This is a genomic window from Ruminococcus sp. AF17-12 (assembly GCF_003479245.1).
Lineage (GTDB): Bacteria > Bacillota > Clostridia > Lachnospirales > Lachnospiraceae > Blautia_A > Blautia_A fusiformis.
The window spans coordinates 82,740-97,068 of the sequence record NZ_QUGY01000010.1 but is presented as its reverse complement, the minus strand read 5'-3'; the positions used below and the strand labels follow the sequence as shown (position 1 = coordinate 97,068).

General features: G+C 46.7%; 11 protein-coding genes. All 11 read right to left on the bottom strand.

The features are described from left to right. Positions 1-76: 76 nt before the first annotated feature. The 11 genes from DWW77_RS12045 to dnaA all read right to left on the bottom strand — a co-directional run bounded on the left by DWW77_RS12045 (position 77) and on the right by dnaA (position 14,290). Positions 77-589: a shikimate kinase gene (locus DWW77_RS12045; RefSeq protein ID WP_044961515.1), complete on the bottom strand. Its 513-nt coding sequence runs from the start codon at positions 587-589 to the stop codon at positions 77-79. A 65-nt stretch (positions 590-654) separates the two neighbouring features. Next, positions 655-1,413, bottom strand: a complete 759-nt coding sequence (locus tag DWW77_RS12040) for a flavin reductase family protein (RefSeq protein WP_118368780.1) — start codon at positions 1,411-1,413, stop codon at positions 655-657. A gap of 13 nt (positions 1,414-1,426) precedes the next feature. Then, complete coding sequence (locus tag DWW77_RS12035; protein WP_044961512.1) at positions 1,427-3,097, bottom strand: putative manganese-dependent inorganic diphosphatase; 1,671 nt, start codon at positions 3,095-3,097, stop codon at positions 1,427-1,429. Positions 3,098-3,126: 29 nt separating this feature from the next. Further along, positions 3,127-4,029, bottom strand: coding sequence for a 30S ribosomal protein S1 (locus DWW77_RS12030; RefSeq protein WP_118368779.1), 903 nt, complete (start codon positions 4,027-4,029; stop codon positions 3,127-3,129). Positions 4,030-5,079: 1,050 nt separating this feature from the next. Next, a complete protein-coding gene (locus tag DWW77_RS12020; protein WP_015526559.1) occupies positions 5,080-5,547 on the bottom strand; it encodes a DUF1002 domain-containing protein in 468 nt (155 codons plus the stop codon). A 424-nt stretch (positions 5,548-5,971) separates the two neighbouring features. Next, positions 5,972-6,847 (bottom strand): 16S rRNA (adenine(1518)-N(6)/adenine(1519)-N(6))-dimethyltransferase RsmA, encoded by an 876-nt coding sequence (gene rsmA / locus DWW77_RS12015; protein ID WP_015526558.1) that lies wholly within the window; start codon positions 6,845-6,847, stop codon positions 5,972-5,974. Between the two features lie 27 nt (positions 6,848-6,874). After that, positions 6,875-9,778, bottom strand: a complete 2,904-nt coding sequence (locus DWW77_RS12010) for a hypothetical protein (protein WP_118368777.1) — start codon at positions 9,776-9,778, stop codon at positions 6,875-6,877. Between the two features lie 55 nt (positions 9,779-9,833). Further along, complete coding sequence (gene recF, locus DWW77_RS12005; protein ID WP_118368776.1) at positions 9,834-10,925, bottom strand: DNA replication/repair protein RecF; 1,092 nt, start codon at positions 10,923-10,925, stop codon at positions 9,834-9,836. 4 nt (positions 10,926-10,929) lie between these two features. After that, a complete protein-coding gene (locus DWW77_RS12000) occupies positions 10,930-11,136 on the bottom strand; it encodes an RNA-binding S4 domain-containing protein (RefSeq protein WP_021650164.1) in 207 nt (68 codons plus the stop codon). A 393-nt stretch (positions 11,137-11,529) separates the two neighbouring features. Next, positions 11,530-12,645, bottom strand: coding sequence for a DNA polymerase III subunit beta (dnaN, locus tag DWW77_RS11995; RefSeq protein WP_015526556.1), 1,116 nt, complete (start codon positions 12,643-12,645; stop codon positions 11,530-11,532). A gap of 277 nt (positions 12,646-12,922) precedes the next feature. Continuing rightward, on the bottom strand, positions 12,923-14,290 hold the full coding sequence (dnaA, locus tag DWW77_RS11990) for a chromosomal replication initiator protein DnaA (RefSeq protein ID WP_015526555.1): 1,368 nt from the start codon (positions 14,288-14,290) through the stop codon (positions 12,923-12,925). Positions 14,291-14,329: the final 39 nt, after the last annotated feature.

Sequence of the window (14,329 nt, the reverse complement as noted above, 5' to 3'; positions counted from 1 at the left end):
TAAACAATTTATGACGAAAACCTGTCACAACCCATGACCCGAAACACTCCAGCAAACCGTTTCCACAAGCCAACAGTTACGCCTTATCTCCCCTGTTCTTCAATGCCTCAAGCACAACCTGGAGACTCCCCTCCAGATCCTTATCCTCTTCATCCACCACAATGTCCGCATATTTCTCATACAAAGGAACACGCTCATCATAAAGACTCGCCAGCGTCTGCCCCTCCTTGAGCACAACACCACGCCCCTTAAGATTACCAAGACGCCTGGAAAGAAGCTCCAGCGAGATCTTAAGATACACCACAACACCCTCAGACTTCAGATGCTGCATAGCCTCATCGCAGTAAACCACACTTCCACCGGTAGCGATCACCGTATTCTCCACCTGGATCGAAGCATTCACACGATTCTCGATCGCCTTGAAGCCCTCTGTACCCTCATCCGCAATGATCTCACTCAGAGTCCTTTTCTCCGCCTTCTGGATCAGCAGATCAGAGTCAATAAACTGGTACCCAAGTACCTTCGCAAGAACGACACCGATGCTACTCTTCCCCGCACCAGGCATTCCTATCAGTGTAATATTATTCATACTGTATCCTTTCATTTTAGCATAACAGCTGCCAAACCTCAACAAACGTTACGGCTCCGCAGAACCTACCGTTTCTCTCTCCCTGCCTTTCCCGACGTCTTTAATTTCCTTGACATCCCTGGCTTCCCCGATGTCTTCAACTTCCCTGACATCCCTGGCTTTCCTGACATCTTCAACTTCCCTGACATCCCTGGCTTTCCTGCCATCTCTGATTCCCTGTCTGATTTCTTATCCAACTTCTTCTGCATCTGCTTCTTCTGCTGCTTCTTCTTTACGCTGTAGCCGAAGGTTCCCACCTTCCGGCCACCCGCCAGATACTCCCCATGGGAATAAACCAGAAGCCCCGCATCATTAAGACGAAACCTGTTGTTTTTATCCATATAAGCTTCATCCGCATGGACCGCAAGCACATCCGCAAGAAACATGTCATGAGACCCCAGCTCCTTCACCTCACGCACCCTGCACTCGATCGAAACCGGAGCCTCCCCGATCATCGGTGCAGAAACAAACTGCGCTTTCTCTTTCGTAAGGTTCAGCTTCCGGAACTTGTCCACATCACGTCCCGAACGGACCCCGCAGAAATCCGTTGCATACGCCAGCTTCTCCGTTGTCAGATTGATCACAAATTCACCCGTTTTCCGGATCATATCATAGGAATAACGGGAAGGTCGGACAGAAATATAAGCCATCGCCGGATTGGTACACACCGTACCCGTCCATGCAACCGTTATGATATTATCGTTTCCCTCACCATCGGTAACACTCACCATTACAGCCGGCAGCGGATAGATCATGTTCCCCGGCTTCCATAACTGTTTCGCCATTTTCCGTCACCTCTTACGCATAATCGCTGTTCATCAGCTGAGCAGCCTCCATCATAGCCGGGATCAGCTGCTTCTTTCTGGAAACCACACCCGGCAGACTGAAGGTATCTCCATCCGGTTTCCGCTCAAAAGCGATCTCCGCCATCTGCTGGCTGCCCTCCCCGTAAAACAGAAGCTCTGTAGACTCCTCCAGGATATTCGTCAGCATAAAATAAACTCTCGTGATATCATGACGGCCACACTCACTCACCATAAACGGCATCAGCTTCTCCTTGATCTCCTTAAGCTCCTCGCTGTCCATGGAACTGATCTGACCCACACCAAAGGAAACATTACCCTCACCGATAAACTTCTTGTAATCCTGATAAAAAATCTCCTCCGGAGACTTATCCTTCAGATTACTTCCCGCAGAAAACATCTCTCGGGCAAACTCCTCGATCTTGATCCCCGCGATCAGCGCAAGAGCACTGGCAGCGATCTTATCCGTCTGCGTACAGGTCGGTGAACGGAACATCAATGTATCCGAAATAATAGCCGCACAGAGAAGCCCCGCGATCTTTTCCGGTATCTCCAGTCTCTGCTCTCCGTAGATCTCATAAAGGATCGTACCCGTACATCCCACCGGCTCATTACGAAAAGCAACCGGCGTCATGGTCTGCAAGGTACCCAGCTTATGATGATCGATGATCTCAAGGATCTCCGCCTTCTCGATATTATCAACAGCCTGATCCACCTCATTATGATCCACAAGAACCACTTTCTTTTTATGCATATCCAGAAAATTACGTCTGGAGATCGTACCGATACACTTACCATGAGGATTGATCACCGGAAACGCCCTGTGACGGTTTTTGATCATAACATCCTGGATATCATCCGTAAAATCCTCGGTATTAAACGTAACCATGTTATCCCGCTTCATAACAAAACTGACCGGAATACTCTGATTGATCAGACGCGCAATATTAAACGTATCATACGGAGACCGGATGATCACGATATTCTTCTCATGAGCAAGCTTTATAACCTTCTCGGAAACCACGATATTCAGCCCCACGATGATACAGCTGACATTCTGGCTGATCGCCTGAAGATGATCCTCCTCACGGTCACCCATGATGATCATATCATCCTCCTCAACGTAGCCCTCCAGCATCTTCGGGTTGGCAGTACCGACAAGCACACGCCCCTTCACAAAATATCCGTGTCCGTTACCTTCCACCACTTCACCGCCAACAGTCTCGGCAATTCTCTGATACTGTGTCCTCGCATTGGAAAGAAGATAACTGTCTGTAGTATCCATATAGGTCTTTGCGATATCACCAATCGTCACAAGCCCCTCCAGACACCCATCTTTATCCCGGATTGGAAGAGAAACGATCCCGTTCTCCTGCATCAAATCCCAGGTATTCTTCAGCGACATATTCTTATCCGCCTGCGGACTGGTCCGGATATCCATATCCTTGACCTGCGTACCGATATTTCCCAGATAAGCCGGCGGCTGTACGCCAAAACGGTTCAGCACATACCTGGTCTCCTCATTGATCTGCCCCGCTCTCTTCGGGATATATTTTTTATTCTGCGTAGTTCTGTTCTTAATATCCGCATAAGCAATAGCCGAACAGATGGAATCCGTATCCGGATTCTTATGTCCGATTACAAATATTCTCTCCGGTTTTTTCATACACATCCATCCTTTTTCATCCAAAATAATCATAATTTAATATTTGCAAACAAAGCACCCAGGGAAGTAGTAGCCTCCTCCCCCGACTCCGGAAGCTCAAAAGACTCCTCCTCAACCTCCTTAGCCATCAGATCCGATGCCTCTTTAATACTCAGGCTCAGCTTACCATCCTTGATTGCGATAACCTTCACCTTAACCTTATCCCCAACACTCAAAACCTCAGAAGGCTTCCGAATCCTCTTCTCACATATCTGAGAAATATGCACCAGCCCGGAAACCCCGTTCCCAAGCTCCACAAAAGCACCATACGGCTGCAAACTCTCAACCGTACCCTCCGTCACAAAACCAACCTGGATATTGGAAATCTTATTCCGTCTCTCCACCTCAGCCCTCTCACGAAGAATCTCCCTCGCCGAAAGCACCAGCCTCTTCTTCGCCTTATCAACCTCGATCACCCGCACCTGGATCGGCTTATTCAGAAACACCTCCGTATCCTCAACAAACTCCAAAGCAAGCCTGGATGCCGGAATAAAACCACGGACACCCTCAACATAAGCAATGGCACCCCCGTTAACGATCCCCTTCACAACAACATCCAGCACCTCACCCGAATCCTGAAGCTCCTTCAGCCTGTCCCAGGCAAGCACATCCGCAGCATCCGCTCTGGAAAGAAGAATATTCCCCTGACCATCATCCCTGCGAAGAACCATCGCTTGAACCTCATCCCCCGGCTGAACAGCCTCTTTAATATTAAACCCCGGCACCCGGGAAAACTCCTCCACCGGAATAAAACCCTCAGCATAAAACTTAAGGTCAAGAACACCCCCCGACTCATCCACACTCACAACAGTCCCTGAGATAATATCACCCTCATCGATCCTCTTAAAAGAAGCCTCCAGCTCCCTCTCAAAATCCTTCATAGACTCCGCCATATCCAGACCTCCCATTCAAACAAAAACCCAACCACCGCCGCCCCAAACCAGACGACAGCACTATAATCCTAATCATTATAGCATGCACACCCCACCCGCGCTATATTTTTTGCACTGGAAATTTCTTAACCCCTTTATTTCTCTCCAACGCACAGGACAGACTCAAATCAGCCCATTTATCACACCCTTGATGCTTTCTTTATTTCTCTCTAACACACAGGACGGACTTAGTACGATTCCAGAATTTCTTTGTAGTGGATCCTTTTTATTTCTCTCCAACGCACAGGACGGACTTAGTACGATTCCAGAATTTCTTTGTAGTGCATCCTTTTTGTTTCTCTCCAACGCACAGGACGGACTGCCGGAGGGGCGGCTGCATGGTCGGGACCCGGTGCGTCGGAGTAAGCCGCTGGTCATACTTAGCGCCTGAGGCTTCTGACGGGAAGGTACTCTGCGGCCACAAGCCGCAGAGTAAGCCCCATCTGTCTGAGCCAGGTACGCATCAGCGTACATGGCGAGTTATGGGGCGCCCTGCATGGCAGAAGACTCAGACGCTTAGTATGACCCGGCGAAACGACCGCACCAGGCACGACCATGCAGCCGCCCCTCCGGCAGTCCGTCCGTCCCTCCCTCCATCCCACCCACAAAAAAAAGAGCCCCAAAAAAGGCCCAAAAACGAGGAGTGCCCCGGTAGTGGCTTACCGGGGCGATTATTATGAAAAAAATTGTATGTGTAATGATACAGATACACACCATTACAGCGTCTTTCGTAACGTTCTTTCGAACTATCCCTATACTACCAGACAAATATGAACAAACAATGAACATCTCGTAAACAATTAGCGCATTTGCACAATTTTTTCCAAAATACCCTCCCCCAATTTATAAAAACGCCACATTCACAAACAAAACCAAAGCCCTAAACATTGTACATATTGTACATCTCAACCAAACAAACCAACAACAACCCCAACAAAAGAGCCACAACCCTCACCCTCTAACTCAAACTCCATCTAAAACATCATCAAAAACACCAGCCATCACAAACCATCACCGCCGTGAAAGCATCCCCTTAATAAACTCAATCGCCTTCTCAAAAATATTCTTCACATCAGACTTCGTAACACCCATATCCTTCAAAGTACTATAAGCATCACTCACATACCCCTTGATCTGATCATCACTCATCTCGATCCCACGGAACTTACTGATAATATTAACCAGCGAACTCTTATCATCCTCATTAAGACTCACCCCAAAATGATCCGCAGCCTCATCGATCCCCTGAGAAATCTCATCATCCGTGATCTGGTTAGAATCAAAAAGCCCCTTCACATAAACAATGATATCCCCAACCTTATCCGGATCAGAAGCAAGAGACCCAACCTCATTATCCTTCAGGATCTCCTCCGCCTGACTCATAACAGAACCGGAATCAGACGCCATAACCATCATCGGAGATGTACATGAAATAACACCCGCAATAACCAAAGCTGTAACCTTGTTCAATCTTCTCATAATATTCAACCTCCATACGGGCACCAGCCCTTATTAAAAATTGCCTTTTACTATTTTTAACTATCTTTTACTGCCTTTTTATTACCTCATCATTACCTTTTCGACGCCCCTCAGTATACCACACACCCCCACCCCTCTGTAAACCTCAATTTTCCCCATTCCCACCCACACCATTCAGACTTTATGTATATCATCAAAAATATATTCACAATATTTTCATATTTTAAACAAACTTTCCTAACATCTCATCAGTAAAATAAAAAATGTAAATTTTCATTACTTACTTATGTCTGACACCTCAGACATAACCTCCTTTCTATGACAAATATATAGGTCCGGACAGGAAACCTCTCCAACATTCCCGTCCGGAAACGCAAAAAGAACCCGGAACAGCTGCCCGGGCTCTTTTTGCGTTTATCATATATTAATTTTTCTCATCATAAATACAGTTGGCAAGCATCGCAAACTGCTCCAGTGTCAGCGCCTCACCCCTGATATTCAGCGGAAGATCACACCTGTTGAACACATCCTCGATCTCCTCCTTACTCAGGGAAAAATCTCCGGAATTTCTGATCCCGTTCACAAGCGTCTTTCTCCTCTGGTTAAAAGATGCACGGATCAGACGGAACATAAGCCCCTCATCCTTCACATCCACCGGCGGCTTCTCATAACGCGTCAGCTTGATCACCGCACTTCCAACCTTCGGCCGCGGCATAAAACAGTTCGGCGGTACATTCGCAACGATCTCCGGCTTCGCATAATACTGCACAGCCAGGGAAAGCGCACCGTAATCCTTGGTACCGGGACCAACCTGCATACGGTCTGCAACCTCCTTCTGCACCATGACAGTGATCGAATCCACAGGAACATTCTTCTCAAAAAGCCCCATGATGATCGGAGTCGTAATATAATACGGCAGATTCGCAACCACCTTCACAGGCTTGCCGCCGTTTTTCTCATCTGCGATCTTTTTTATATCCGTTTTCAGGATATCGTTATTGATCACGGAAACATTATCCCAGTCCTTCAACGTATCCTTAAGGATCGGGATCAGCGAACTGTCGATCTCCACAGCAGCCACCTCTCTGGCAGCCTCCGCAAGATACTGGGTCATAGTTCCGATACCCGGACCGATCTCCAGTATAAAATCATCCTTTGTGATACCCGAAGACTCAATGATCTTTTCCAGAACATGCTCGTCGATCAGAAAATTCTGACCAAACCTTTTCTGGAAAACAAAATGATACTTTTGAAGGACTTCAATGGTATATTTCGGGTTACCAAGATAAGGTCTGGCCATATTTTTTACCTCTGCTTTTTCTTATTTTCAGCTGAAATCCTTTTCAAAAAGTACCGTGTAGCCATCACGGTCCACACGCTTCTTGGAACGCTTGAACAATCCGCTCTGAGCTCTCTCCATAGCCTTATCCAGCATGGTCTTCACAGTACCGATACACATCGGCTGATCCTCCTTCTGGTTGATCCCGATCAGATTATACAGAGCAAGCATGCCCATCTGGTCGATACGGAATCCATTCTCCATGGTATAGACCTTGGCGAAATTAACAAGTTCATCGTTTGTAAATACAGGAATGTTGATCATGGATGTAAACTTCTTCGCAAGCTTCGGATATCTTGCGATCAGCTTACGCATACCGATCTTTTCATCCTCCAGGATCACGATCATTCCCTTTGTGTTTCCGGTCATAGCTTCCTCAAGCTCATCTGCTGTTTCCTGGGAAAGCTGGTTTGCATCCTCGATAACAAGGAAACCGCCGGCAAGCTTGGATACGATCTCCGGAATATCCTTTCCGTTGAGATCATCCGCAAATATATAGGCAACCTTGGAAGCCTCGATATTCAGCTCTTTACAGATTGCCGGGATCAGACTTGAGATCAGTCTCGTCTTACCTGTTTCTCTGCCGCCCATAACGATCACATTTCCGGTCTGAGAGGTCTTGTCTGCTGCGCCCATCTGCACATCGCAGAGTACATCAAGCAGCTGTTCCTTCATTCCGGGAACTGTAACAAAATAGGTGAAAAGCTGTTTCTCTTCATCTGTGAGCTCTTTCTTTCTGGAAACGATCTTTGTAGGATCCTTTTCCGGATGGATCGTAGCGATAAATTTCTCAAGCTGCTCTTCCTCGCTGAGCTCCGCTTCCTCATCGTCCTCTTCCATGGCTTCATCAGAATCATCACCGATGAGACTGCTGATAAAATCATCCTCATTCTCGTCATCCTCATCCTGGAAGTCAAAGGCGTCATCACTGTATTCTTCTTCCTCATCAAGAAGATTTTCCTCTTCCGCTGAAGCCACCGGTTCCTCATGATGAAGCTTCGTTGAAGGCTCTGCTGCCGCCTTCTGCACCTGCTCCTCAGATTCCAGTGAAGGAATCTCCGGAAGCACATCCTCTTCTTCCACCGGCTTCTGTACTCCTGACGGACCATTCAGAAACTCTGCTTCTGCAGCCTGAAGATCCTCCTCAGTAACCGGCTCCTCATCTTCATCAAATACGATATCCGGAAGTCTGGTATCGGAAGTCTCCGTTACCTCTTCCTCCTGCTGAGCGGAGATCTGCGCCATGATATCCTCGATATCTGCCGCATCCGGCTCCTCCGGAACAAATTCATCAGCCGCAATATCCAGATCCTCAATACCTGCCGGCTCTTCCGTTACGTCGGACTGCTGGACATCCGGAGATTTCTCTTCCTCCGGGATATCGATTCCCTGCTGTGTAGCTGCTGCCAGAATAGTATCCTCCAGGTTGAAGTCCTTATCTTTATCCTTCCCGGACCTGTCACCTACAGATGCCGCAATATCCTCGATATTTCCGAAAATTCCGGACGCATCCGGGATCTCCGCGGAACTGCTTGCATTCTCCGGGTCCACATTGATCATGGACTTCGGGATCTTCAGCTCCGGCATACGGATCGTTGCGGAAAAATCAGGCTTGCCTTCCTCATTGAGCGGAACCCCTGCAGGCTTCTCCTCACTTTCCTCATTTCCGGCAGCCTTCTCCTTCATGATCTCTGCAACACTCTGGGACAAAGACATCTCTGTAGCTTTCTCAGCCTCAGCTTCTTCCGCTTCCTGATAAGTCTCTTCTTCCTCTTTATCCTGCTGTTCCTGAGCCTGCAGCTTCATACTTCCGGATGACAGGTTCTCAACACCGGATGCCAGCGGGATCTCATCCGCTTCCTGTCCGGAAAACTCTTCCTGCTCTTCAGAAAGCTCATCCGAAGCTTCCTCACTTCCTTCTGCTGCTTCGATCTCCTCAGAATCTGTAAACTCCTCTGACGGTTCTGCTGCCGCAGCAGTCTCAGCCTCCGGCGCTTCCGCCTGTTCCGTCACATCCTCAGAGCCTGTGGAAACCTCATCCTGCTCTTCATCCTGCGCAGCTTCTTTTTCCTCCATATCCTCTTCCGCAGATTTCTTATGTCCGCCAAAGATATCACGGAATCCCTTGGAAAGCTTCTCCTGGAATGTCTCCGCACTGTTCAGATCCCGCTCATCATCTACCTGGATAGTATCTGTGACCGGTTTTGCCTCCTCATACTCGCCGGATGCTTCCTTGCTCTCCCTGATCTCCTGCGCCTTTTCCGGCGGGATCAGCTTCGGGATAAAACGCTGTTCATATTTCTCTTTCTCTTCGCCAGTGAGAACACCCATCCGCTGTTTCAGGTCAAGGGCCTTCATCACATAAGTTCCGTCATTGAACCAAAGGATCATCTCATTGCAGAGATCCAGGCACTTCTGCTTGTCTCCTGCCTTGTAATAGAGCTTGGCCAGCTCATAGGACCAGCGCTCCGTAAATTCCTTCTCCTTATATTCCTCAAGAATACGGATCTGTTCATTCAGAGATGCATTCTTCGCTCTGGCGATCTTATATTTCAGTATATACTGGCTGTTATCATTACCTGCCACTTCTCTGTATTCATCAAAGAATTCTGTGGCTTCACTGATCTGTCCCATTTTCAGGGAAACCTCGATCAGACGGTAAAGTATGTTCTTGCCGATCGGCGCTCTGTGGTAGGCAAGAAGAAAAATTTCCTTGCTCTCTTCATAGCGCTTGTTGGCCGCGTAGATCTCGCCCACTACACAAAGGGTACGGACGTTTTTCACACGACGCCAGTCAATGCTGTCAACAATCTGCATGGCGCCTTTGTAATCCTGGGTCTCGACCAGCTTATTGATCTGTCCCAGCTTAACGCGAAACTCCTCTTTATCCAAAATATTCACCAACTTTCCATAATCAGAATCAGTTTACCATATGCATACGGGCTTGTCAAAACCCTTTAGGCATATAAACATGCCCCTTTACCACCTGAAAAACCCTGTTGATCTTGAACTGATGGCTGACAAAATCATCCAGTCCTGTACAGGTGATCAGAGTCTGTATATCGTGGATGCTTTCCAGCAGATATGTCTGCCTGCTGCTATCCAGCTCCGAAAGAACATCATCCAGCAGAAGAACCGGTGTATCCCGGATCTTTTTCTTCACCAGATAGATCTCCGAAAGCTTCAGGGAAAGGGCCGCAGTCCTCTGCTGCCCCTGGGAACCATACCTCCGGATGTCGATCCCGTTGACCTTTACGCAGAAATCATCTCTGTGCGGTCCCACGGAGGTCAGCTTCATCCGAAGATCCCGCTCCCGGTTCCTGGAAAGCTTATCCTCAAACTCGGCCGCCGTCACACTTGGCTCGTACAGGATCTCCAGCTCCTCGATCCCGCCGGTAAGCCCCTTATGAAGCCCCCTTGCGATCTCGTTAAGCTCCTCCACAAAGGTTTCCCGCTTCCCGATGATCTTCTTTCCGTAATCAACCATCTGCATATCCCAGACATCCAGGGTACCTTTCAGCCCGGGGTTCATATAACAGTCTTTGAGAAGACGGTTTCTCTGGTTCACGATGTGATTGTAGCCGGCCAGCTCCGTGATATAAACACCATCCAGCTGACAAAGCTCCGAATCCAGAAAACGTCTTCTCTCTCCCGGTCCATTCTTGATAATATTAAGATCCTCCGGAGAAAAAAACACCAGATTCACCACCCCCAGCAGCTCCCTTGCCTTGCGGATCGGCAGCCCGTTGATGGCAACTCCCTTTGCTTTGTTTTTCCGGAGGTGCATGTCTATTTTGTATGAAAGATCGCCCTTCTTCACCATCATTCGGATATGGGATTCCTCATTCTCAAAGCGGATCATCTCCCGGTCCTTGCTTCCCTTGTGGGATTTGCTGGTACCTGCCAGATAAACCGCCTCCAGGATATTGGTCTTTCCCTGGGCATTGTCGCCGTAGAGAATATTGGTGCCTTGATCAAAATTCATCTCCAGCGACTCATAATTCCTGAAATTATTCAGTCTGATGGATTCAATGTACATTCCTTCACCCGATCACATAAATATCTTTTCCATCGTAGGAAATGGTATCTCCAGGATGGATCTTGCGGCCACGGCGGTTCTCCACCTCACCGTTCACCAGTACCAGACCATCATTGATGGCATATTTCGCCTCAACGCCGTCCTCCACAACACCGGCCAGCTTCAGCGCCTGACCAAGCTTGATAAATTCGTCTTTAATTCTGATCTCCAATTTTTTCTCCTCTTATCTCCGGGGTATTTTCTCCGTCAGATCGATCTTTTCTGATCTTCTGGCGGTATTTAAAATCCCCCAAAATACAAATTTCACCGGAAGGCGGTAATTTAAATACCCCCTTCCAGCAGTTTACGCATAAAACAATTTTCAGAACACGATCGCATTCCCATGCACAATCGGTCAAAAACGGTCACACATTTTTGGTGTATCCGTTTATATCAATCCTGATATCTGCCGTCAGGCTGTACGTGCCCTACGGACACTTACATATCCTAACTGCCGAGCTCAATTCTGTTCACAGCTTCAAGCATGTGCGTCTTACACGTACACTCACATTCCCGAAACTGCTGCGTACATCTCTTGTCCCTTATTCCTTATATTTCCCAGGTTTTATCTGGCCTGATTCTGGTTGATGTTTACAGGAAGGATCAGGTAAGTATAGTTCTCCTCATCGTCACGGATAAAGCACGGGGCCTTCGGATTTACAAGATAGATCGTCACGGTTTCATCATCAATAACACGAAGCGCATCGATCAGGAATTTCGGATTGAAGCCGATCATGATATCCTTACCCTCTTTTTCAATATCGATCTCTTCATTCATGGAACCCATTGCAGAATCAATGCGCAGCTCCATATCATCGTCTGTGATGTTGATGATGATCGGTTTTTTATCAACCTCACGTACCAGAAGTGTGGCACGGTCGATACAATCCAGGAACTCTTTTTTGTTGATCTTCAGTTTTGTCTCATAATCACTGGAAAGCATCTGGTCAATTCTGAAATATTCTCCCTCGATCAGTCTGGAAACTACCATAGTCTGATCAAATTCAAATAAAATATGGTTTTTTGTAAAGTAAATGCTGACCTGATCATCCACTTCTCCGGAAAGGATCTTGCTGACCTCGCTTAAAGTTTTGCCCGGAACTACCACCTTACGGTCAGAATAATCTTTCTTAAGAGACATTTTTCGGATAGAGATACGATGTCCGTCCAGAGAAACTACCTTCAGACAGTTATTTTTGATCTCAAAAAGCTCACCGGTCATAAGCTTATTGTTTTCATTTACAGCAATCGAAAAAATAGTCTGGCGGATCATTTCTTTCAGTGTGTACTGAGAGATCGTCAGCGGTTCATCCTTCTCGATCATCGGTAAATAAGCAAAATCTTCTCCTGATTTTCCAGGGATATTGAATTTTGCTTTTTCACAGGTAATGGTTGCTGCATATTTATCATCGGTCTTAATGGTAACATCATTATCCGGAAGTCGTCTGATGATTTCATAGAAGATTTTTGCATCAAGAGCAACTTTACCTTTTTCTTCAATAGTACCCTCAACGATGGTTTCAATTCCCAGCTCCATATCGTTGGTGGTAAATTTGATCTGGTTTGTGGTTGCATCCATGAGAATACATTCCAGGATTGGCATTGTGGTTTTTGATGGAACTGCTTTGAGTGCGATACTTACACTTTTTAACAGACTTGATTTGGAGCAGATGATTTTCATAGTGTGTATAACTCCCTTTCTGAACAAATTGTGGTTTTTATAAATATATTTATAGAAAAAATCCGCAGTAACCGCCGTAGGGGGACAGATTTTGTGAAAAACTCCCGCAGGCCTGATGTTTTCAGGGGTTTTCCGTTGGGATAACTTTGTGTAAAAGTGGTATTTTCGCATGTGAATAACCCGGGGATAAAATTACCGCCGCGTTTTGGCAAAAAAGTTGTACACATCTCTCCACATACAATCAACACGTTATACACCAGTAATGTGGAAAACTTCCCTAACCTTGTGGATTAATCTTCTTTTTCAATATATCAATGGTATTTTTTAAGTTATCGTCGTTCTGCAATTCGTTTTCGATCTTTTCGATACCGTGCATAACGGTGGTATGGTCACGGTTTCCGAGCGCTTTTCCGATATTTTTCAAAGGTGTGGATATGATCTCACGGCAGAGATACATGGAAACCTGGCGGGGCATGACGATCTTGGAGTTTCGTTTGTTTCCGCTTAAGTCCGCAGGTGTGACTCCGTAATGCTCTGCAACAACGGAGATGATGTATTCCGGTGTGATCACTTTTTTCTCATCCGGAGAAATAATATCCTTCAGTGCCTGCTCTGCCAGCTCCAGAGTTACTTCCTTTTTCTCAAGCTTGGCTCCGGCCATGACCTTGTTGAAGGCACCTTCCAGCTCACGGATATTGGATTTGATATTGGTAGCGATATATTTGATAACATCTTCACTGATGTTGTAGCCGTTCATTTCTTCATTTTTATGAAGGATCGCCATTCGGGTTTCGTAATCAGGCAGCGTGATATCTGCGATCAGACCCCACTCGAACCGGGAACGGAAGCGCTCTTCCAGGATTTCCATATCCTTCGGTGGTTTATCAGAGGATATGATGATCTGCTTTTTGGCACTGTGAAGACTGTTAAATGTATGGAAAAATTCCTCCTGTGTGGATTCTTTTCCTATAATAAACTGAATATCATCGACAAGAAGAACGTCGATATTTCTGTATTTTTCACGGAATTTGCTCATTGCCGTGTTATTTCCGTTTCGGATGGTTTCGATCAGCTCGTTGGTGAATTCCTCACTGGTTACATACAAAACACGGCTGTTTTCGTCGTGTTCCAGAATGAAATGAGCGATGGAATGCATAAGATGCGTCTTACCAAGACCGGCTCCGCCATAGATAAACAGTGGATTGTAGGTATCTCCCGGTGATTCGGCAACTGCAAGAGCTGCGGCCTGGGCGAATTTGTTATTACTTCCTACAACGAAGGTGTCGAAGGTGTATTTTGGATTTAAATGCGCCTCTTCGTAACGTGTATCCTGAACCTGTTTATCATAAGAAGTGTTTTTTTCTGTTTTTTTGGGGAGATCTTTTTCCAGAACGAAGCGAACCTCGCATTCTTCCATGCCTGTCAGTACACAGATAGTAACCTGGAGGGGTATTTTGTAGCGTTTACTGATGTAATTGACTCCGATCGCTGCCTGTTCAGAGGGAACAACCACTGTTATCAGCTTTCCGTCAACCTCATAAACTTTTAGCGGCTTGAGCCAGGTATTAAAAGGGACATCAGTCACCTCATATTCAGATTTGACAGTTTGCAGGATCTCCTCCCATTTTTCAATAACAGCGTCCATTTTTTCCTCCCATGAGTATTATAATAACCCCAGTCTGCG

Bases quoted from the DNA above. Each gene is read 5' to 3' on its own strand.
- DWW77_RS12045 (WP_044961515.1), bottom strand. From the start codon at position 589: ATGAATAATATTACACTGATAGGAATGCCTGGTGCGGGGAAGAGTAGC.
- DWW77_RS12040 (WP_118368780.1), bottom strand. From the start codon at position 1,413: ATGGCGAAACAGTTATGGAAGCCGGGGAACATGATCTATCCGCTGCCG.
- DWW77_RS12035 (WP_044961512.1), bottom strand. From the start codon at position 3,097: ATGAAAAAACCGGAGAGAATATTTGTAATCGGACATAAGAATCCGGAT.
- DWW77_RS12030 (WP_118368779.1), bottom strand. From the start codon at position 4,029: ATGGCGGAGTCTATGAAGGATTTTGAGAGGGAGCTGGAGGCTTCTTTT.
- DWW77_RS12020 (WP_015526559.1), bottom strand. From the start codon at position 5,547: ATGAGAAGATTGAACAAGGTTACAGCTTTGGTTATTGCGGGTGTTATT.
- rsmA (WP_015526558.1), bottom strand. From the start codon at position 6,847: ATGGCCAGACCTTATCTTGGTAACCCGAAATATACCATTGAAGTCCTT.
- recF (WP_118368776.1), bottom strand. From the start codon at position 10,925: ATGTACATTGAATCCATCAGACTGAATAATTTCAGGAATTATGAGTCG.
- dnaN (WP_015526556.1), bottom strand. From the start codon at position 12,645: ATGAAAATCATCTGCTCCAAATCAAGTCTGTTAAAAAGTGTAAGTATC.
- dnaA (WP_015526555.1), bottom strand. From the start codon at position 14,290: ATGGACGCTGTTATTGAAAAATGGGAGGAGATCCTGCAAACTGTCAAA.